This window comes from Bradyrhizobium sp. 613_E4_N2_2 (genome assembly GCF_052075995.1).
Classification (GTDB): domain Bacteria; phylum Pseudomonadota; class Alphaproteobacteria; order Rhizobiales; family Xanthobacteraceae; genus Bradyrhizobium; species Bradyrhizobium barranii.
The window spans coordinates 1,017,777-1,037,159 of record NZ_CP197234.1; the positions used below are offsets into that span (position 1 = coordinate 1,017,777).

Annotated in this window: 17 protein-coding genes; 4 read left to right on the plus strand and 13 right to left on the minus strand. The window is 62.6% G+C overall.

The features are described 5' to 3' along the window. Nucleotides 1–5: 5 nt before the first annotated feature. The gene (locus AB7290_RS04745) at nt 6–524 is read right to left on the minus strand and encodes an isoprenylcysteine carboxyl methyltransferase family protein (RefSeq protein WP_085403479.1); all 519 of its coding nucleotides are present in this window, start codon (nt 522–524) and stop codon (nt 6–8) included. Next, nucleotides 521–1,570, minus strand: a complete 1,050-nt coding sequence (locus AB7290_RS04750; RefSeq protein WP_085403480.1) for a type III polyketide synthase — start codon at nt 1,568–1,570, stop codon at nt 521–523. Before AB7290_RS04750 ends, AB7290_RS04745 begins: the two co-directional genes overlap by 4 nt. A gap of 263 nt (nt 1,571–1,833) precedes the next feature. Between AB7290_RS04750 and AB7290_RS04755 the strand changes: the two genes are divergently transcribed. Continuing rightward, on the plus strand, nt 1,834–2,715 hold the full coding sequence (locus tag AB7290_RS04755; RefSeq protein ID WP_135216236.1) for a PhzF family phenazine biosynthesis protein: 882 nt from the start codon (nt 1,834–1,836) through the stop codon (nt 2,713–2,715). A 192-nt stretch (nt 2,716–2,907) separates the two neighbouring features. Here AB7290_RS04755 and AB7290_RS04760 read toward each other — a convergent pair whose 3' ends face one another. Further along, on the minus strand, nt 2,908–3,219 hold the full coding sequence (locus AB7290_RS04760; protein ID WP_085403482.1) for an ArsR/SmtB family transcription factor: 312 nt from the start codon (nt 3,217–3,219) through the stop codon (nt 2,908–2,910). Between the two features lie 95 nt (nt 3,220–3,314). Here AB7290_RS04760 and AB7290_RS04765 point away from each other — a divergent pair, with 95 nt between their 5' ends. Further along, a complete protein-coding gene (locus tag AB7290_RS04765; RefSeq protein ID WP_014498385.1) occupies nt 3,315–4,067 on the plus strand; it encodes an SDR family NAD(P)-dependent oxidoreductase in 753 nt (250 codons plus the stop codon). A gap of 206 nt (nt 4,068–4,273) precedes the next feature. On the opposite strand, the gene AB7290_RS04770 is transcribed toward AB7290_RS04765, so the two are convergent. The 5 genes from AB7290_RS04770 to AB7290_RS04790 form a co-directional block, all read right to left on the minus strand. After that, complete coding sequence (locus AB7290_RS04770) at nt 4,274–4,642, minus strand: hypothetical protein (RefSeq protein ID WP_085403483.1); 369 nt, start codon at nt 4,640–4,642, stop codon at nt 4,274–4,276. A 320-nt stretch (nt 4,643–4,962) separates the two neighbouring features. Then, nucleotides 4,963–5,886: an MBL fold metallo-hydrolase gene (locus AB7290_RS04775; protein ID WP_085403484.1), complete on the minus strand. Its 924-nt coding sequence runs from the start codon at nt 5,884–5,886 to the stop codon at nt 4,963–4,965. 55 nt (nt 5,887–5,941) lie between these two features. After that, nucleotides 5,942–6,667, minus strand: a complete 726-nt coding sequence (locus tag AB7290_RS04780) for an alpha/beta fold hydrolase (RefSeq protein WP_085403485.1) — start codon at nt 6,665–6,667, stop codon at nt 5,942–5,944. A 113-nt stretch (nt 6,668–6,780) separates the two neighbouring features. Further along, nucleotides 6,781–7,077, minus strand: coding sequence for a putative quinol monooxygenase (locus AB7290_RS04785; RefSeq protein ID WP_063980866.1), 297 nt, complete (start codon nt 7,075–7,077; stop codon nt 6,781–6,783). Between the two features lie 594 nt (nt 7,078–7,671). Next, nucleotides 7,672–8,775, minus strand: a complete 1,104-nt coding sequence (locus tag AB7290_RS04790; RefSeq protein ID WP_085403487.1) for an NADH:flavin oxidoreductase — start codon at nt 8,773–8,775, stop codon at nt 7,672–7,674. 125 nt (nt 8,776–8,900) lie between these two features. Between AB7290_RS04790 and AB7290_RS04795 the strand changes: the two genes are divergently transcribed. After that, nucleotides 8,901–9,788 (plus strand): LysR family transcriptional regulator, encoded by an 888-nt coding sequence (locus AB7290_RS04795; RefSeq protein ID WP_135216233.1) that lies wholly within the window; start codon nt 8,901–8,903, stop codon nt 9,786–9,788. 74 nt (nt 9,789–9,862) lie between these two features. Here AB7290_RS04795 and AB7290_RS04800 read toward each other — a convergent pair whose 3' ends face one another. After that, on the minus strand, nt 9,863–10,372 hold the full coding sequence (locus tag AB7290_RS04800; RefSeq protein WP_085403489.1) for a YkgB family protein: 510 nt from the start codon (nt 10,370–10,372) through the stop codon (nt 9,863–9,865). 45 nt (nt 10,373–10,417) lie between these two features. After that, nucleotides 10,418–10,954, minus strand: a complete 537-nt coding sequence (locus AB7290_RS04805; protein WP_085403490.1) for a carboxymuconolactone decarboxylase family protein — start codon at nt 10,952–10,954, stop codon at nt 10,418–10,420. 130 nt (nt 10,955–11,084) lie between these two features. Between AB7290_RS04805 and AB7290_RS04810 the strand changes: the two genes are divergently transcribed. Then, the gene (locus AB7290_RS04810) at nt 11,085–12,080 is read left to right on the plus strand and encodes an AraC family transcriptional regulator (RefSeq protein ID WP_135216232.1); all 996 of its coding nucleotides are present in this window, start codon (nt 11,085–11,087) and stop codon (nt 12,078–12,080) included. Nucleotides 12,081–12,109: 29 nt separating this feature from the next. On the opposite strand, the gene AB7290_RS04815 is transcribed toward AB7290_RS04810, so the two are convergent. The 3 genes from AB7290_RS04815 to AB7290_RS04825 all read right to left on the minus strand — a co-directional run bounded on the left by AB7290_RS04815 (nt 12,110) and on the right by AB7290_RS04825 (nt 19,140). Next, the gene (locus tag AB7290_RS04815) at nt 12,110–12,427 is read right to left on the minus strand and encodes a hypothetical protein (RefSeq protein ID WP_071916798.1); all 318 of its coding nucleotides are present in this window, start codon (nt 12,425–12,427) and stop codon (nt 12,110–12,112) included. A gap of 111 nt (nt 12,428–12,538) precedes the next feature. Beyond that, nucleotides 12,539–13,342, minus strand: coding sequence for a DUF427 domain-containing protein (locus tag AB7290_RS04820; protein ID WP_201266226.1), 804 nt, complete (start codon nt 13,340–13,342; stop codon nt 12,539–12,541). A 278-nt stretch (nt 13,343–13,620) separates the two neighbouring features. Continuing rightward, nucleotides 13,621–19,140, minus strand: coding sequence for a trifunctional serine/threonine-protein kinase/ATP-binding protein/sensor histidine kinase (locus tag AB7290_RS04825; protein ID WP_135214667.1), 5,520 nt, complete (start codon nt 19,138–19,140; stop codon nt 13,621–13,623). Nucleotides 19,141–19,383 lie beyond the last annotated feature (243 nt).

The following is a 19,383-nucleotide window of genomic DNA, read 5'->3' on the forward strand; positions in this document are numbered from 1 at the left end:
CCCGTTCAGTCATTATGCGCTACGTACAATGTCTCACGGGATGCGGCGAGGGCGAGGTTTTCGGCCCGTATGCGGATCGCGAGAACCGCGGCGTTGAGGATGGTGAAGACGATGGCCAGCAGCGGCAGACCCAGAACCAAAGGGAGCACGGCAATCTCGCCGGCAACCACGGCATAGTTGGGATGCGACAGAAATCGATAGGGTCCCGCTGACACGAGCGGCTGTTCGGGCAGAACAATAATCCGCGTCGTCCATCGTGAGCCGAGCGTCCAGATGACCCAGAAGCGAAGGCACTGAAGGATAAGATAGCCGGCCAGGGCAACGACATTCACCGGTTGGTCGCGGCCGAACACCCACAGCGACAACAGCCAGGCGGCATGAACCGTGATGATCAACGGATAATGCCGGGGTGCCACCTCGACGGCGCCGCGGGCCAGGAGCTTTCGAGTGTTAGCGCGCGAAATCACGAGCTCGCCGACGCGCTGCAGCGTGATGGCGCCGAGAATGAGTTCAGCAAACGTCACGCAGTGTGCCGTAGCGTGACACAGCTCGCGGTGAAGCCGGGTCCGAGCGCCGTCAACAGTGAGCGCGCCGGCAGCCCTTTCGCGCGAGCCTGCTCAAGCACGAACAATACTGTGGGTGACGACATGTTACCAAAGTCGGCGATAATCTGTCGTTCATGGGAAAGCGTTCCTTGGTCGAGCGCGAGCGCGCCTTCCAATGCACAGATCACCTTCGCGCCGCCGGGATGGCAGATGAACCGGTCAATGTCTTCCACTGAAAGACGCATTCTGGAAAGAATTTCGGTCACGGCGGAGTTGAAATGCCTCGTGACGAAGTCAGGTATGGTGCGGCGAAAGATGACGCCGAATCCTTCCGGATCGACACTCCATCCCATGATGCCAAGCGTATCCGGCCAAAGGTGTTCGCCGGCAGCCTCGATCTGCGTCGCACCGCCATCGCCCGCGCGCAACACGATTGCAGCAGCACCGTCGCCAAACAGGCTGACGGCGACGATGTTGGCCTTCGTAAGTTCGTCCAGGCGAAGTGCGAGTGAGCAGAGCTCGATCGTGACCAGTAGCACGTTGGTGCCAGGGCGGGCTTGGGCGAGGCGCGACGCAATCGATAGACCCGAAACCCCGCCCGCACAGCCAAGACCAAACACCGGTACACGCATCGTGTCGGACCGGAAGCCCATCCGGCGAGCAACGCGCGCCTCGAGACTTGGTGTCGCGATTCCCGTGGAAGAGACGGTCACGACAGTGTCGACCTCGCCGCCGGCAAGTTGCGCGCTCGCCAGCGCCTTCTCGGCGACATCGACAAATAGCGCTTCAGCTCCCTCGAGAAAGGCCTCGGTGCGTTCGGGCCAGCCTCGTCGTTCGAGATACCAGTCGAACGGCTTGACGCCGTGACGCTTGACTATGCCGGTATTCGAGAAAATGCTTGAGAACCGTTCGAATTCGGGAAAGCGGGCGCCGAAGACATCCCATGCCGCCGTCAGCACGTCCTCTTGCAAAAACACGTGGGGAGGCACCGACGTCGCCAGGGAGACCAGCGCAGCCGGGGGCATCGGGGATCCTGGTGTTGCTGTCATCAGCATAAGAAACATCGGCGCGGTGCAAATATTTCGACGCTTGTAAGAAATGATCTAGCCGGACATGTCACTAAAACTTGAATAGCGTTACGACTTCCCAGGTTTGGATTCGACATGCAGAGGTTGTCGCTTCCGCCCAGCGAGGCATTCGAGCGCCGTCAGAATCTGACCATGATCCATCAAACCGTTGCCAACGCGATCGTTGACGCCGTCGCGCACTCCATGAAGCGAGCTATCCGATGACCGAGATCGACCTTGTCAACGTGTTCACCCACACGGGGCGCGGCGGCAACCCCTGTCCAATTGTCATCGATGCATCGAACCTGACTGCTGCGGGGATGCAGTCGGTGGCCCGGCACTTCGGGCATGAGTCGGGCTTCGTCCTGCCGGCGCCGGGACTCGACTCTGACTACGTCTTCCGGTTCTGGGTTCCGCGACACGAGATGGAAATGTGCGGTCACGCGACCATCGGCGCGCTCTGGGTCCTCGCGACCAAGGGGCGCCTGCCGGGCGAACAGGTCCGCATCGAGACACGCAGCGGATCGGTGACGGGCTATGTCGATCGTGTGGACTCGGGCGAACCGTCCGTCGAGATCAGCCAGCCTGTCGGCAAGGTCGTCGATCTCTCGCGTGCCGAAGAGGAGGACGTTCTGTCGACGCTCAAGCTGTCGCGCCGCGATCTGCTTGATATGCCGGTGCAGAACGCCGTCACGTCGCGCGTGAAGACGCTCATCCCGATCAAGGGCGTCCGCGAGCTCAATGAGCTGGTGCCGGACCCGGCGCAGATCGAGGCGTGCTGCGGGCGGATCGGGTCCACCGGACTTTACCCCTACGCCATCGAACATCAGGGCGAACGGCGCTTCGAGGCGCGACAGTTTCCGAAGTCATCAGGCTACCCGGAAGATGCTGCCACCGGCATTGCCGCCGCGGCGCTCGCGTTCGGACTGCTCAAGAACGGCCTGGTCGAGCGCAACAGCGCGCGGATCACCATCATGCAGGGCCGGGCGATGGGGTCGTTGTCCGAGATCCGGGTGCGGCTCGGCTTCGCTGACAGCCGGCCCGTAGGTTGCCTGCTTGGAGGCTCCGTCACGCGCGCGGAGCAACATGTCTTGCAGCCCTAGCAGGTCGGCTTAGAGACGGCGCGCTAGACCTGGGCCTTCGGCGCTGTAGCCAGAAAATCGATCATGGCGCGAACGCCGGGCAACGCGCTGCGCCGAGACGGAAGCTCGAGCCATTTTTGTTTTGGGACACGCCCGGTGGCAACATCAGCCGATACCTTGCGCGCTCCACAAATCTGTCGTGCGCGAATGCCCTCAGTCTGGAAAGCTCAGGATCATTTTCAGCAGTTTCGGAAACCGCGCGTTGATGTCCTCTTCGCGCAAAACGTTGCGGTGCTGGACGCCTTGCTTTGACGTCCGGATTAGGCCGGCCTCCCGCAGGATCCGAAAATGGTTCGACAGGGTCGACTTCGCCATGTCGGGGCAAGGCGCCGCCTCGGTGCACGACATGCAATCGTTTTGCGCGGCCAGGCTTTTGACGATGCGCAGCCGCATCGGATCCGCGAGAGCTCCAAGCACCCCGGCGAGTGTAATCTCGTCCTGCGATGGGTGAACGAACTGCACCATGTCCAAAATATAGCACGTCCCTTGAACTCATTCAATAGTTCACTAGTATTGAACTATTGAATATCGGCATCCCGCCGAACAACGGAAGACATGCGATGACCAAGAGACTCGAAGGCAAAGTTGCGCTCGTGACCGGCGCATCCAAAGGCATTGGTGCCGAAATCTCCGCCCGGCTTGCGGCCGAGGGTGCGGCGGTTGCCGTCAACTACAGCGCCAGCAAAGAGGCCGCCGACCGCGTGGTCGCCGCCATCATCGCCAAGGGTGGCAAAGCCGTCGCCGTCCACGGCAACCTGGCCGATGCCAAAAACGTGAAGAGCGTCGTCGCCGAGACCGTGAAGGCGTTCGGTGCGATCGACATCCTCGTCAACAACGCGGGCATCTACGAGTTCGCGGCGCTCGAGGCCATCACGCCTGAGCATTTCCACAAGCATTTCGACCTCAATGTGCTCGGGCTTCTCTTGATTTCGGGGGAAGCGGTGCAGCACTTCAATCCCAACGGGGGCAGCATCATCAACATCAGCTCCGGCGTATCGACCATCGCGCCGGCGAATACCGCCGTCTACACCGCGACGAAGGCATCGGTGGATGCGATCTCCTCCGTGCTGTCGAAGGAGCTTGCGCCGCGCAAGATCCGCGTCAACGCCGTCAATCCGGGCATGATCGCCACCGAAGGCGTCGTGTCCGCCGGCCTGCACGAGGGCGACATGCGCAACTGGATCGAATCCACCACCCCGCTCGGCCGCATCGGCAAGGTTGAGGAGATCGCTGCCGCGGTGGCCTTCTTCGCTTCGGACGAAGCCTCCTACGTCACGGGCGAGACACTTCACGTCACCGGCGGCCTTCGCTGACGCGCGACGTGCCCTGGCGGCCCGAAATTGCTGAACGGCGTCGTCCCAGCATGGTCGCGGTAGTGTATCCCGCCGCCACGTTCGGACTTCACCGGTCCCGATGAGAAAATGGCTCGCATCAAGCGAGCCATTTTTATTCTGCGGGTGAGAGTCCTGATGTCACCGCGAGCCTCGCAGTGAGGCAGCGGCACCGTCGGATCCGAACTTTACGGCTTGTCGTCGGCCTCTTCGCTTTCCGAAAGCGCGCGATAGCGCACGAGATCGGGATCACAATCCATGTAGAGCCCAATGAAGCCCCGATAGCCGAAGTCGTCGCGGAGAAGCACGAGCAGCCGGTCCAGATCCTTGTAGGTACGATCTTCCTTGTCGCCCCAGGTTCGCAGCGGCAGGAATTCGCGTCGCCAGCTCGGCCGAACATAGGCCAGGTGTTCGGCCATACCCTCAATCGTCTTGGTGATGATGAGGACATTGCGCAGGTGCCCGCCATTTTGCAGCTCCTGCTTGATTTCCCCTTCCTGTAACCCTTTCGCCAAGGGTTGCTCCCGCAAATTGATCGCCCAAGGGGCGAAGACCACAACGGGGGCAGACTTCCTTGCGCCGACCAATCCGCAGTCGCTTTCTGACCTGCGGTCCGGAAGATTCGGAGCGAGTCGAACTGCTCCATGGCGAAAGCTGCCTCCGATCCCGTGTCTATCAGCGAAAGGGGTTGCCTTGCGAGCCGACAATGAGGTGATGCACACAGCAAGCGCTTCGATCGCTGCTGCGTTCACACGTCGGCGTGCCGACGTTCTCCCGGCGATGCGATTGAAAAATCGATGTAACATCAGCTACATCGATAGGGTTGCGAACGCGACGAGATGCTCAAGGCTCGCGGTCGACCCCGATGCATCTTCCTCTAGGCCACTCCGCCGCCCGGCTCTTGCAGGTGGCGGAAGGCGGCGGGCACGTTGACGGAGTTGTGCGCCCAATCGAACAGGCTGTACTCACCGTAGTGCGCCATTGCGACCGCCTCGAGCGTGGCCTCGATCGATCGGCCTTCTGCGATCGCCGTGCGCACGGCGCTGTCGAGCTCGCGAAGATAGCGAAGCGGGAATTCGATGTCCGCGGGACGCATCGGCCGGCCGTGGCCGGGAATGATGGTCGCGTCTTCCGGCAGGAAGTCGCGCACGCGGGCAAGGGTCGTCATCGTCTCCTTGTGCCGCCCTTCGAGGAGCCACGGAAGCGCCGGAGACGGTGCTTGGATCATGTTACCGACCCAAACCTTCGCGTCTGGCGTCCATATGACCAAATCGCCTGGCGTCTGCGCGAACCCAAAGTGGCGGACCTCGACGATGCGGCGGCCAAGATCGACGCTAATCATGTCGGGGACGGTGATGTCAGCGGCGCGTGCCTGCACGCGTTCAATGCCCTTCCCCTTGCCCATGAGGCTGATCATGAAACGGCGATCGTCCTCGAAGCTTTCTTCCATGTAGCGCTTGGTCGCCGGATGCTGAATCACGACAGTACTGTCGGGGAACAGGTAATTCCCGTAGGCATGGTCACCGTGATAGCTGGTGTTGACGAGGAAGCGGATCGGCTTCGACGTCACTTGACGTACGAGCCCGATAAGCTGCGCGGCGAGATCGCCATTCAGCATTGACTCGACGACGAGTACGCTGCGTTCGCCGATCACGAAGCCGGCGGTGGTGGCGACGTGGTCTTTCTCGAACACGTCGTCAGGCATGACCGCGAAAACGCCGGGGGCCAGTTCGTTCGATGTGAGGTTCACCCGAGCCGCATCCCAGGGCGGCGTTGCTTCTTGCTCACCGTCCTGCGTCATCGGATGGGTCCTCCCTGTTTGAATGATGCCAAGCGACCACGCTTTGCGGACGCCGTTACTTCGCTGCTGCGCGGGCGGCCTGTTTGATTGCGTCAGCCACGACGTCCGGGTTGGAGACGGGGACGGCGTGCGAAGCGTTCACCTCGATGACGGTGGAGTGGGCGCGATCGGCTTCGAACTTGTATTCGTCGACCGGAATGGCGCGATCCTGCAGGGGCCTGACTTGCCAGCTCGGCTTGCTCGTCCATGCTGCGGATGTCAGCGGTTCGGTCAGGGCCGCCAGGTTCATGGGGCGTTGGCCGGCGAGCATCAGGGCGGCCACGCTCGCGGGCACGTCGGCGGCAACGTTGCTGTGGAACTTGTCGGGCTGGTAGAGGAGATACGTGCCGCTGGTCCCGTCGGGCAGGGTGTACGTGGTCGGCTCGACGGACGTGGGGAATGTGCTGCCGGGGTACCGTTCGAGCAAATGGGTTGCGGCCTCCCCGACCGCGGGCATGATGGAGGCCGCGTAGACAAGGCCCTTGACCTTGGGGTCGTCCCCGGCCTGCGTGATGACGGCCCCGCCGTAGGAGTGGGCCGCTAGGATCACGGGCCCGTGGATCTTGTCCAACAGGCTGCGCAGGTACGCGGTGTCGATTGCCGGGCCCAGCAGCGGATTGCCGAAGGCGACGACCGGGTAGCCGTCGCGCTGGAGCCTCTCAATCACTCCATTCCAGATCGACGCGTCTTCGAAGGCCCCGTGCACAAGGACGACAGTGGGCTTGGGCGATTCCTGGTTCATCGTGAGTCCTTTTCGGGAGAATTCGGGAGGAGGTCGCTTCGCTGAAGTGTTCGTTAAGTCGCGCCGCCCAAGCTCATCATCTGCCTTGCAGCGAAGAGCCTCGGTAAGACGCTCTATTTCTGGGCGATGACGTGAAGCCGGTGCACCTTGGGAGCTTCGGAAAACAGCTCGCCTGCCTTCGCGAACAGCGCCTTTGCAAGTTCGCCGTTCAAATGCGCGTCTCGTCCAACTTCGTCATTGAACGTGTCGATGATTCCGTAGCGTCCCGGCTCCTCTTCCTTGAGCCCGTACCACGCCGCTATTCCGGCCTCTGCCTTCGCCATCGCGGCGCCCTGCTTCAGGAAAGCTTCGACTTCCGCTTCCTTGCCCCGATTGGCTTTCAACTCGACGAAGAAGGCGAACTTGGCCATGCCATTGATCCTTTCGATTACATCCGACTGTTGGACGTCTCTATGTAAAATGTGTTTTTATAAAAACACACCAAAGAACGCGTGGGATTGGTTCGCTTTGTCGTGACCGAAGCGAATAATATATATGCGTAATTTCAATTACTTGGTTTAGTTATGATCTTCGGTCGCGAGTCGTGATCAAGAATTAATATTGAGATTCATATGCGTTATATCTGAAGTCTTTTTACAAAATCACAGGCGGCCTCGACCATCACGGCCTTGCCGTCTTCACGGGTCGTGCGGTGAGATGAGCGGTGCCGAAACGATGAATGAGGTCGTCGCGGTTACACGCCCGATGACGACTTAGGACCTGCTCGGAGCCTCACCGAGAGGTGGAAGCAAGTGTTGCGCGGCGTGAGGCGATAGCTGCTCGATGGCTGCTCGAAGGTGGGCCGCAGCCTTCGAATGCTCGGGCCCATCGAGCATGCGCAATGCTTCCAGCATGAGCGACAACGCCACCGAGGCATCGGAGATCGCGTCCGTCATGATCGCTCCTTTCGATGCGTGCACGATCTTCAGAGCGTCGGCCCTCGGCATCGACGTCGCGGGACGCGCTCACATCATCAGTTCGGTGTCCTTGATGTCAGCGATGGGGCCGAGGATCGCAGGGTCAAACTCATCCAGAGAGCTGCGGTCCAACAGACGCTTGGGCAGATCGGGGTTCGCCAAGGCCCCGCGGCCTATCGTGACGACATCGGCGCCATCGTCGAGCGCAGCCACCGCCTGCTCGATGTTGTGCAGGCTGCCATTGGCGAAAATCGTCGCTTTGGGGGCGTAGCGCTTGGCGAGGCGCATCAATGACGGGCCGGCCTTGGCGAAAGCGGGCTTCCACGCCTCAAACTCGGTCACATGGACGAAGTCGGCGCCGGCATCGCCGAGGCTGCCGAAGATGATTTCGGCGTCACGCTCCGCACCCGCCCATTTGTGATGATAGTCGTTCACCTTGCCTTGCGAGATGCGGACGCCGACCGGCACCGCGCTTCCGACCTTCGCGCGCACCGCCTTGAAGGTTTCCACGATTAACCGCACGCGGTTCTCCGTGGTGCCGCCCCAGCGATCGGTTCTGCTGTTGGCGTAGTCGGTCAGGAACTGGTCGAGCAGGTAGCCGTTGGCGCCGTGAATCTCGATGGCGTCGAACCCGGCGATGTGGATCGCTCGCGCGGCCGAGCCCGCGAAGCCAGCAATGGCGTCGGCGATCTGCTCTTCCGTGATGGCTGCCGGCAGCATGTAGCGGTCCTTTCCGTGATAGAATGTCATCTGCTCGCCCTTGGGCTGAATGGCAGACGGCGCCACCGTGCTGTCGCGAAAGCGATTGCCTTGACTGATCGCTCCGGCATGCATCATCTGAGCAATGGCCACCGCTCCGTGCGCCTTGATGCCGTTGACGACCGGCTTCCAGGCCCTGGCCTGCACGTCGTCGGTCATGCCGGGCTGATGGACGTAGCCCTGCGAGAACGCCTGGTCTGTGTAGATGCCTTCGGTGATGACCGTTCCAAACTCGCCTCGCGCGAACCGCTCGTAGTATCGCGTCATGGTTTCGGTGGCCCGTCCGTCCTGGGTCGCCGTGATGCGCGTCATTGGCGCAACAGCAAGACGGTTCTTTGCGGTACGGCCGTTTATATCGATTGGCGTGAAAAGCGCCTTCGCTTCGTTGTCCATAATCTGAATCTCCAGGGCCTTTACCTTCGGGAGTCGCCTCCCTTGCTGAAAATCGATCTAGAGCTTGCCGTGAGCCGACAGAAGTCCGGCTGGAAGCTAAGCACTTTATCAATTATCGTTATAAAATGGATTTCGCAGATGTGGCCCTGTTTCGCAGCATCGTGACCGCCGGTAGCCTGTCCGCTGCGGCGCGAGAGATGGGCACCACGCCAATGTTGGTCAGTCGAAGGCTCGCAGCGCTTGAAGCTGAGCTCGGCGCGCGCCTGTTTCATCGGACCACGCGCTCACTGTCGCTCACCCCTGAGGGCGAGGCCTTCTTGCCTCACGCCGCCGCCCTGATAGCCGCCCGCGATTCAGCATTCGAGTCCGTGGCGTCCGCCGGCTCGGGCCTCTCAGGTGTGCTCAAGGTCACCGCACCGAACGTCATCGGCCATGCGGTCATCGTACCCGTCGTGGCCGGGCTGATCGCGGACAACCCGGCGCTTCGGGTCAATCTTGTCCTGAGCGACGATCGCGTCGACATCGCTTCGATGGGTCTCGACGTTGCGATCCGAGTGGCGCCGATGAAGCCTTCCGACATGATCGCGACAAGGCTCGCCGACAATCCCTACATCCTCTGCGCATCGCCAGCATACATCGCTCGCTTCGGCGAACCGGCAACCTTGGGCGATCTGGTGAGCCACCCCTGCATCAAGCTTCATGCGATGGAGACCTGGCCGTTCGTACGTGGAGGCGAATTGGAGCAGATCCGGATCGCCGGCCCGCTGTCGGCCAGCACAGTCGACGCTGTTCGAGCGGCTTGTCTTGCGGGCGTGGGGGTCGCCATGATGACCTATTGGGATGTGTACGAGCAGATTGAACGCGGAGAGTTGAAGCGTATCGTTCTGGCGGATGCCGCGCCGGTCGAGCTTGGGATATGGGCGGTTTTCCTGACTCGCGCGCAAATGCCCGTCCGGGTAAGAGCGTTCATTGATGCTCTGCGAAAGCGGCTGCTTGCGGGCACACTGCCGTGATCGTCGCGACGTGCCATCGCCGGCGAGCGGGAAAGCTCGCCGGCGACGCGTCGCCCTGGGCAGAATGCAACCTGTTACCGCGTCAGGCGAACCAGATCCTGCCTTAGCAGATAGAAGGAGACTGCGAGCAGCACGACGTCCTTCATCAGGAAGGGCACGTTGCCCGTCATCGCGGGGAAGCCTCCCGCGGCGAGGTCCCAGCCCTCCGGCATGAAGGGAATGATCGTGACGGTCGCGATGAAGGTGCCGGTCGAGCCGAGGGCGCCGAGCACGCCAAGCCGGTGGCTCCAGAAGCCCGCGAGCAGCAGCCCGCCGAAGGTCCATTCGGAGACACCGAGGAAATAGCTGGCGCCGGCATGGCCGAACACGGGATAGAGCCACCAGATCAACGGGCCGTTGCTGATGAACGGGACCAACCGTTCGAATTCGTACGGAAACCACTTCTGGTAACCGAAGAAGAAGAACATGATCACCATCGAGGCGCGGACGACATGGTAGTCGAGATCTTCCGCGAGCAGGCCGGATCCCTGCAGGGCGCGGACGAGAGGATTTTGGGCGGTGTGGGTGTTGGCAAGCGTGGTCATGGTCGTGATCCCTGATGTGAGATGAGCGACGTGGCGGCCGTCGCGTTAGGCGAGCGCCGGGAAGTCGATCTCGGTATCGTTGATGCGGTTGAAGACGTTGGTGAACACGGTGGTGGCAAAGGCGAGGCTGATGTCGACGAGCTGCGCGTCGCTGTAGCCGGCGGCCTTGATCGCGACGAAATCCTTGTGGCTGACGGTGCCGCTGGTGCGCGCAAGCTTGTCGACGAAAGCGACCAGCGCATCACGCTGGGCATCACCGGTGGGCCGGCCATCGCGGATCTGCTTCAGGATCTCCGGCGCCAGCCCGACGAGCTTTGCGAGATGGCTGTGGGCGGCGACACAATAGTCACAGCCGGCGGCTTCGCTGATGACGAGCTTGATGATCTCCTTGTCGGACTTGGTCAGTCCGCCGGAGGCGAGCACGGTGTCGGCAGCGAGCACGGCCTTGAGCGCAGCGGGGCCATGGGCGGCGATGGCCGCAAAGGTGTTCGGCACGCTGCCGATGGCCTTCTTGATCTGGGCATAGACCTGGCCGGAGGGGCCGGCGTCAGTTTCGAGGTTCGGGACGGAAAGTCGGGACATGATGGCACTCCGTGTTGGGGTGGTGAACGATTGCGGAGTGACAGTAGGGTCGCGATGTGAGATGTTGAATGCTTTATAGGCTTGTATATATGCTCAATCGTCTCAAATGACGTACTGAGAGGCGAATACGATGGATTGGCTGAGCCGGCTGTTCGAGATGATGCCGGTGCGCGGCCGTCTGGACCTGCGCTGCTCCTACGGCGCGCCCTGGCGGATCGAGCAGGGGCCGGGCGAGGTCAACGAGATCCCGTACCATGCGGTGCTCGTAGGCTCGGCGGTGCTGGACGATCCGGCGGGAGGCCGGCCGTTGCTACTGGAGGCCGGCGACATTCTGCTGCTGCCGCGCAACCCCCGGCACGTCATGCACGACGGCAGCGGAGCCGCGCCGCTGAAGGCCCGCAACCGCGCGTCACTCAACTTCACGATCAGCGAGAATCCCGGCTCGGACGCCCGGCTCGATCTGCTGTGCGGACATTTTTCGATCGCCCCGCCGCACGACCGGCTGCTGCGCAACTATCTGCCGCCGGTGCTGATCGTGAGGGCCGGCGCGCAGGCCGGAGAGCGGGACACGGCGGGGCAGCTCGCGGGTCTCGTTGCCTTGATGCGCGGCGAGACCGCAGACGATCAGCTGGGTGGCCGCGCGATGCTGAACGCGTTGTCGACGGCGATGTTCGCGCTCGTGCTGCGCCTCGCCAGCGAGACCGGAGACGCGCCACGCGGGCTGCTTGCGCTCGCAGGTCACCCACGCCTCGCGCCGGTCGTCGCGGCCATGTTCAACGCGCCCGCGCGCGCATGGACGCTGCCCGAGCTCGCGCAGCTCGCCAACATGTCGCGTGCGACACTCGCTCGTCAATTCCAGGAGAAGGTCGGACGTTCGCCGAGCGAGCTGTTGACCGACATCCGCATGACGCTGGCAACGAACGAACTGAGGAAATCCTCGCTCTCGACCGGAGCGGTGGCTGAAGCGGTCGGATATCTGTCCGAGGCGGCATTCCAGCGGGCGTTCAAGAGCCACATGGGCATCACTCCCGCGCAATGGCGAAAGGCTGCGCAGTCGCCTGCGACGATTGGCGAGCTGGAGCTGGCGAAGAGCGCAGAGACGGCATCGGCTGGCGAGAATGCCTAGGCAGGCGAGCGTGAGGTGGCCGGGCTAGCTCAGCATCCGCGGCAGATGATGAGCTTGCGATCCAGCATCTGATCGCGCTGCTGCTGCTCACGCTCCCAGGCCGACAGAGCATCTGATTGAGGCGCATCGGCCCGGCTCGGCTGACGGTGGCCGACCGGAGCGAGCCAGGGCAGGCGCGACGTCGGCTCGGCCGAGGCGAAACGCGCGGCGGCCCGCGACGGCAGATCGGGGAGGGCGTCGAGAGAGCTGTTCCGGTCGGAGGCATGTGCGGGCGACAGCAAGCCGATCAGGAGAAGGCCCGCAAAAGCGGAGCGGATCGAGCGTGTCTGGTTCGAACGATGGGACATTGTGGCGCTCCCGTAGTGGAGGCTCGGGATGAGCGGCTCCGTTGAGGGCCACAATAGTCGTGGACGCGAAAGGCTGAATGCCGCGCGATCTCGAAGATATGCTCGTTCGTCTCACGCGCGTCGATGGAGGGGACTGGTTGCCGCTTCAGCGGGCCGGCCACCAGGCGCTGGCTCGGCGACCACCTCGGCGATGTCAAGATTGCGATCGGGGCCGTGTGGAACCACCAATTGACCGGGTTCGAGACGCAGCTGCGTGCCATCGAGATGGACCGTCACGATGTCCGGCTCGAACGATACAAAATTGGAGATGCGGCGGACTTCGGGATAGGCGTCGGGATACGACCATGCCGCCTGGCGCGCGTCTCCGATGGAGTAATAGCTGCAGAGGCCCTTGTACGGGCAGAAGGTCTGGAGCTTTACCGGAGTGAGGGCAGCCTCATCGATGTCGGCACGTGGAACATACCAACGGGGTGCAAAGCCGGACTCGTAAAGGACCAGCGGCTGCTTTGTATCGGCGATGACCCGGCCCTGGTGGTTGACCACGAGGTTACGAGCGGTCTGGCGGATGTCGATGCGGTGATAGGGATCGGCGGCATGGCCCACGATGCGTTCGTCTTCCTCGTAGAAGGCATCCATGGCCCGCCAGGCAAAAGCGATCAGACCCTGCAAATCGCCTGCATGGGCGGGCAGGTTGGTGTGCCGCCATGCTCCTCGCGCCGCGATGTGTTGCTCGTCGACCCGAACGCTGTACCAGGACGTCGGCCCAAGATCGGCGTGTTGAGTGATGTGCTCGGTGCGTTCCAGCACATGTGGGGAAACATCGGCCTCCGGGAAATAGGCCACGGGATAATGGCCCGGTTCGAAAAGGAGGAGCACCCGCTCGCTATCGGCGACCCAGCTTCCCCCAAAGCGCACGCGGAGGCGGCGGCGTAACGGTTCGACGTACAGGAGTCACTTGGGCAGCTGCTCGGGGACGAGAAAGCGGCCGATTGCGCCCGTTGAAAACGGGCCTTGTTGCCAGGACAGTCCCAACTGATCTCTCCCTGCAGCGCACCGTCGGTCGGTGGCGGACCTGTTCCGACCCGTGCTTGGCTTCGCCGGCGCGATCCGACGGCTATATTTCGTTCGCGGCCCGGCCTTGGTTACAGGTCATCGCACCAATTTTGCGGTGTGATGACGCCAGCCGAGATGATTCAACCAACCGTAAAGCCGTCATCGATCGGAACAGTGAACTGGAAGACGGCTCCGCGCGGTTCGTTTGCAGTCGCCCAGAGCCTGCCGCCATGCGCAATGATGATCGAGCGGCATATCGACAGTCCGACACCGAGGCCGCCCGACTTGGTCGTGTAGAAGGGTTCGAACAGCCGCGCGAGGCCCTCCGCCGACAAGCCTGGTCCCGAATCCGTGATCGATACGCGTATGCTCTCGGCATCCGCTCTCGCGGTCTGGATCAACAGCTCGCGCTTGCCCCCCGTTGTCTCGCTCATTGCCTCGATGGCGTTCAGGATCAGGTTGAGCGTGACCTGCTGCAGCTCGACGCGATCCCCGATGACCTTGGGCAGACGATCGGCGAATATCGTCTGGATCGACACATCGTGCCGCGCCGCTTCGGCCTGCGTGAGTTCGATGACTTGGCCGATGACGTTGTTGATCGCCAGGGAATCCCGTTTGGGCGGTGATTTCTTGACGAGATCCCGGATTCGCTCGATGACCTCGCTGGAGCGGATGCCGTTCTCGATGGCGCGTGTCAGCGCCCTGCGCGTCTGCTCCAGCGCCGGCGGTTGGTGATCGAGCCAGCTCAAGGCCGCTTGCGCGCTGGCGATGACGGCGGTGTTCGGCTGATTGACCTCGTGGGCGATCGACGCCGTCAGCTGTCCCATCACCGCCACGCGGTTGGCGTGGGCCAGCTCCATCTGAGCCACGCGGTAACGCTGCTCGTTCTCGCGTGCCTCGGTTTCGGCGCGCTTGCGCTCGCTGAGATCCAGCACGAAGGCAACGCCTTGCTCCTGTTCGTCGTCGAACAGGGCTCCGCCGGTCAGCACCGGCACCCGGCTGCCGTCCTTGCGGAAGAACGCCTTCTCGAACGGGTGGACGACCCGCGTCGCCTTCAATTCGGCCCGGGCGCGGTCGGTGCGCTCCTGCCATTCGGGCGGCGTCAGATCTGCCCAGCGCAACCGGCCTGCGGCAAGATCCTCGCGATCATATCCCATGGTCTTCAGGAACGCGTCGTTGGCATCGAGAATGTCGGGGGTGTGATCGAAGATGAATATCCCGATGATGTTGGCCTCGACCAGCCGGCGGATCCTCGACTCCCGCTCCTGAAGCTCCCGGTACAGACGGGCATTGTCGAGCGAGGTCGCGGCCTCGGATGCGAGAAACTTGAGGATCGCGATCCGGGCGGGTGTGAAGACGCGCGAGGCGAGATTGTTCTCCAGATACAGAAATGCCACCGCCCTGCCTTGCTTGACGAGCGGCACGCACAAGGCTGACCGGACGTGCTTCTTCTGGATGTACTCGTCGCCGCCGAACGCGCTGCTCGTCGAGGCATCGTCGAGCACGACGCTTTCCTGGGTGCGAGCCGTGTAAAGTACGATCGACATCGGCACTTCAGCGGCGGAGATCGGTGAATCGGCGAGATCGAGAGCGACCGAACCGCCGCCAGTCACGGCGTCCGCCCGAATTCTCAGCTCGGAACCCCTCGGCAAAATCAGCACGCCGCGTTCCGCACCCGCGTGCTCGATGGCCGAACGAAGCAGGGTCTCCGTGAGCTTCTCCAGCACGATCTCGCCTGAAACAGCCTCCGACACCTTGAGAACCGTCGCAAGGTCCAGCTGTTCGACAGGTGCACCGATCGTGCCTGCGGTGCTGAGCGCGGATCCTCGCTCCCGCAGGTTGGGATGAAGTTTCTCGAGCTGGCTCACCTTCGCCTCGGCGCCCCAGCGCGCGTAGCAATCGCGCGCTTTTGTCAGGTAGGAAAGAACGACCGTTCGAATGCCGCGCGCCTCGTAGAACCCTGCCGCGCGTTCCGCAGCGATCGCCTCGATCTGCGCGAAGCCGGATTCTTGCGCCAATCGGATCGATTCCTCGTACAGCTGTTCCGCCTCGAGTTCGCGACCTTCGATGCGCGCAAGCTCCGCCGTGACGAGCTTCTGCCGGGCGGCGAAGTTTGCGGGGCAGCGGTTGGACCAGACCGTCAGCTTGCGGTGGTGTTCCCGGAGGTCGCCGAGGCGCCGCTCGCGATCCTCGGGGCGTGATGCGTGATAAGCCCCGGCATGAGCGAGCGCCGTGTAGAACCGGTATTCGGTGAAATCCGAATAAGAGCGGGCGCACCATGAGAGCGCTTCTGCGCGTGCGGCGAGGGCAATCGCGACATCGTCACGTCCGGCAATGACTTCGATCTGAATTTGCGTCGCGTAGTAGAAGAAGGCGCTTATCGGTTCGCTCGCATCCGAGGGCTGAAGCGCCGCGGGGCTCTCGAAGTCATTCCGGCCATTGCGCCCCATAAGGCTCTGCGCCAGATCTCGTTGCCTGATGAGGCCCTCCGCAGCCAATCGGACGCCCAGACCCTCGGCGAATGCCAGAGACCGCTCGGCGCGCGAGCAGACGTCCATGAGCGGATCGCCGCAGAAGAGATCCACCGATATCAGTCCGCGATGCGAATACGCCGCGAATGCCAGATCTCCGGTCGTCAAGCAGATTGCGAGTGCGCGCCGAATGAACGGCCGTCCCGATCGGATCGGGAGAATCCATGGGGTCACGTGAAGGCCGAATACCAAAAGCGCCCGGCCGCTCAGCCCTGTCTGCGGCTGCCTGTCGGCAAGGGCTGCGCCAAATTGCGATAGCCGGAATCCAAGTTCGGCATCGGTTGAATTGCTCGCGAGCACGCCGAATATGGCGGTCAGCGGGTAGCACGCTTCAGGGCTGGTCCCGTGCTGGAGCGTCAGTCGAGTGGCCTCCAAGAGCATGGTGTCGGAGAGGTTGCGATCGGTGAGAAACGCAGGCGTGAGGAGATCGGCCAGGACGCCCATGGTCGCACGATGATCCGGATCGGTCATCGGCGGTAGCGCATGAAGCTGCTCGTCGGACAGCTTTTCGGTCAAGCTCCGCAGGCGTCGCCGATCCTCGTCCACCTCGCTGCGGCTGGGATGAGGAGACCAGTCAATCCCGGTTCTGCGCAAAAATGCGAGGCAAACGTCAACCGCGCGCTCGAGCTGTCCCGCGGTGGTGTATAGCTGCGCCTGGAGTCTGGCGACCTCGGCGCTCGCCTGAATGTCCGAACAGCTCTGCGACAGGACCGTCAATTCCGCTTCCGCCGTGTTCAGCTCGCCGAGCAGGAATTTGCATTCGGCGTGGAGCAGGCCGATCGCGAAGGCGTCCCGGCTGTACCGCGGACGCCCTTCCTCTCCGAGCAGTTCGCGGGCGATTTCAAGGTAGGTTGCCGCCGCATGGTAAGCCGTTGCATTTCGCGCGCGCCGGCCCGCGGCGAGATTGACGGCAATGACCTGTTCGCGTTCCGCGCCGTTCGTCAAAGCGGCGATGCCGCGGTTCAGCTGGTTGGCAACGATATAGACGCGCTCGTTGGTTTCGTCGGGCGTCAGCTGCGCTGCCAGGACCAGACCCATCCGAAGGTGCAGGGCCGTTCGCCTGTCCTGGTCCGGTTGAAGCGCATAAGCGGCCTCTTGCACGCGATCGTGGACGAACGCGTAAGAGCTCTTGAGGCGTCGGACCAGTTCGAGACGCGTCGCGTCTTTCAAATCCGCGTGCAGCGTCTGCTCCGATGCTCCGTGCACGAGGCAGAGCATTGCGATCTCGGCGCTGTTGCCCAGGCAGGCCAGCTCCAGCAGGGCCTGACGTGTCTCGTCGCGCAAACCGCTCAGCTTGCCGACCATGAGACGCGCGACGTTTTCGGCGTAGCTTTTTTCCTTGATGCGTTCGAGATCCCAGTGCCACTGTCGCTTGTCATGATCGAAGGCCAGTAGTTCTTCTTCGGCCAGTGCCCGCAAAAACTGCGTGAGAAAGAACGGATTCCCGTTAGTCTTCTCGTATATCAGCTGCGCCAGGGGCATGGCGTATGCCGGCTCGCAGTGAAGTGCATCCGCGGTGAATTCCTCGACGGCAGCGCGGGTGAGGGGTGCCAGGTCGATTTCCCGCACCCGTTTACGGGAGGCGCGAATTTCGACGAGCCGTTGTGCCAGCGGATGTTTGACGTCGACATCCTTGCGTCGATAGGCGGCGATGAGAAGCAGATTTTGCAGGTCGGATCTGTTCAGAAGAAACGCGATCAGATCCAGTGTGGCCACGTCGAGCCACTGCAGGTCGTCGAAGAAAAGCACGAGCGGATGGTGAGGCTTGGCGAAGATGCCAATGAAGCGTCGAACGACGAGTTGGAAGCGTCGCTGTGCGTCTTGCGGGGGGGCCTCCGGGACAGGTGGTTGATCCCCGATCACCAGCCGCAGCTCCGGTACGAGATCCAACATCAGCTGACCGAGCTGGCCCAGCGCGTCGTGCAGTGCGTTACGCCAGGGTGCCAGATCGGCATCGCTCTTGGCGAGGAGGCCTCGGATAAGGCCTTGAAGCGCATGCGCGAGCGTCGCGTAAGGCATATCGCGCTTGTGCTGATCGAACTTGCCGGAGGCGAAGAAGCCTCCCAACGGGACCAAGGCCTTCTGCATTTCGTCGACGAAAGCGGACTTGCCGATACCGGAGGGGCCGGACACCAGGATCAACTCGGGCGTGCCGCTCCGGGTGACGCGATCGAACGAGGTGAGCAACGCCTCGATCTCGTGCTCCCTGCCGTAGAGCCGTTCGGGAATCAGCAGGCGGTCCGGTATATCGGTTTGTGCGAGGACGAAATCATCGATCCGTCCCTGCGCTTCCCACTCGGCGAGCGACCGTTCGAGGTCGCTCTTGAGACCGGCGGCGGTCTGGTAGCGGTCCTCGGCCGTCTTGGCGAGGAGCTTCATGATGATCGCCGACACGGCGTAAGGCACACCATTGACTCGTTCGGCGGGCGGAACGGCACGTCTCGCGATGTGGCTGTGCACCCATTCCATCGGATTGGCCGCGGTAAACGGCAGTACGCCCGTCAGCATCCGGTAGAACGTCACGCCGATTGCGTACAGATCGCTGCGGGAATCCACGGACCGATTCATGCGGCCGGTCTGCTCGGGCGCCATGTAGGCCAGCGTGCCCGCCATGGTCTCCGGTGGTTCGAGCTGCTGTCGCTCGCGCGGCAGGCGAGATGCAAGGCCAAATCCGGTGATCCTGACCTCGTCTGCTCCGCTCACCAGAAGATTGGCCGGCTTCAAATCCTTGTGGACCAGGCCCTGCCGATGCAGCTGGTCGACGGCGGTGGTGATGCCGAGAGCCAATCGCAAGAAATGGTCCAGCTTCATCGGCGCGCCGAGCAACTGCTCGAGCGGCTCGCTGCCGGGATCTTCCAATATCAGCAAGGTTCGACCACCGTCGCGGATCAGCTCCAGCGGCCGTACGGCCCAGGTCCCATCGAGCTCGTCGCGCAAGGCGTATTCATGGGCGAGCCGGTCGAGGACCGCGGCCGGCGGATGTTCCGCAGCCGCCCTAACGGTCAGGACACTGTTGACATCGCCATCGGCGCCCCGGCGCCATTCGCGACAAAAGACGCGCTCGCCGTCGTCCCATGACGCTTTGAGACCGGCATTGCCATTCGTGGATACCCGCGAGGATACGTGCATCTGCCGGACTCCGGAACTAGCCGGCCAGTCGATTGAAAAGGAGGGAAAGGTGTTCACCTGTCCCGTCCGGGAACGTACTCCCAACGCCAATCCCCAACAATAGCCGGGATCGGAGTCGTGGTATGGGCCACATTCCGTTCGGATCCAGCGTCACCGACAAGAGTTGTTCCGATGCGCTCTGATCGGCAATTCCGCTCAACCGCGGATGATGCATCCAGCTTGAGCGCGGGGAAACTGCGGGAT

Bases quoted from the DNA above. Each gene is read 5' to 3' on its own strand.
- AB7290_RS04750 (WP_085403480.1), bottom strand. From the start codon at position 1,570: ATGCCCCCGGCTGCGCTGGTCTCCCTGGCGACGTCGGTGCCTCCCCAC.
- AB7290_RS04755 (WP_135216236.1), top strand. From the start codon at position 1,834: ATGACCGAGATCGACCTTGTCAACGTGTTCACCCACACGGGGCGCGGC.
- AB7290_RS04760 (WP_085403482.1), bottom strand. From the start codon at position 3,219: ATGGTGCAGTTCGTTCACCCATCGCAGGACGAGATTACACTCGCCGGG.
- AB7290_RS04765 (WP_014498385.1), top strand. From the start codon at position 3,315: ATGACCAAGAGACTCGAAGGCAAAGTTGCGCTCGTGACCGGCGCATCC.
- AB7290_RS04775 (WP_085403484.1), bottom strand. From the start codon at position 5,886: ATGACGCAGGACGGTGAGCAAGAAGCAACGCCGCCCTGGGATGCGGCT.
- AB7290_RS04780 (WP_085403485.1), bottom strand. From the start codon at position 6,667: ATGAACCAGGAATCGCCCAAGCCCACTGTCGTCCTTGTGCACGGGGCC.
- AB7290_RS04785 (WP_063980866.1), bottom strand. From the start codon at position 7,077: ATGGCCAAGTTCGCCTTCTTCGTCGAGTTGAAAGCCAATCGGGGCAAG.
- AB7290_RS04790 (WP_085403487.1), bottom strand. From the start codon at position 8,775: ATGGACAACGAAGCGAAGGCGCTTTTCACGCCAATCGATATAAACGGC.
- AB7290_RS04795 (WP_135216233.1), top strand. From the start codon at position 8,901: ATGGATTTCGCAGATGTGGCCCTGTTTCGCAGCATCGTGACCGCCGGT.
- AB7290_RS04800 (WP_085403489.1), bottom strand. From the start codon at position 10,372: ATGACCACGCTTGCCAACACCCACACCGCCCAAAATCCTCTCGTCCGC.
- AB7290_RS04805 (WP_085403490.1), bottom strand. From the start codon at position 10,954: ATGTCCCGACTTTCCGTCCCGAACCTCGAAACTGACGCCGGCCCCTCC.
- AB7290_RS04810 (WP_135216232.1), top strand. From the start codon at position 11,085: ATGGATTGGCTGAGCCGGCTGTTCGAGATGATGCCGGTGCGCGGCCGT.
- AB7290_RS04815 (WP_071916798.1), bottom strand. From the start codon at position 12,427: ATGTCCCATCGTTCGAACCAGACACGCTCGATCCGCTCCGCTTTTGCG.
- AB7290_RS04825 (WP_135214667.1), bottom strand. From the start codon at position 19,140: ATGCACGTATCCTCGCGGGTATCCACGAATGGCAATGCCGGTCTCAAA.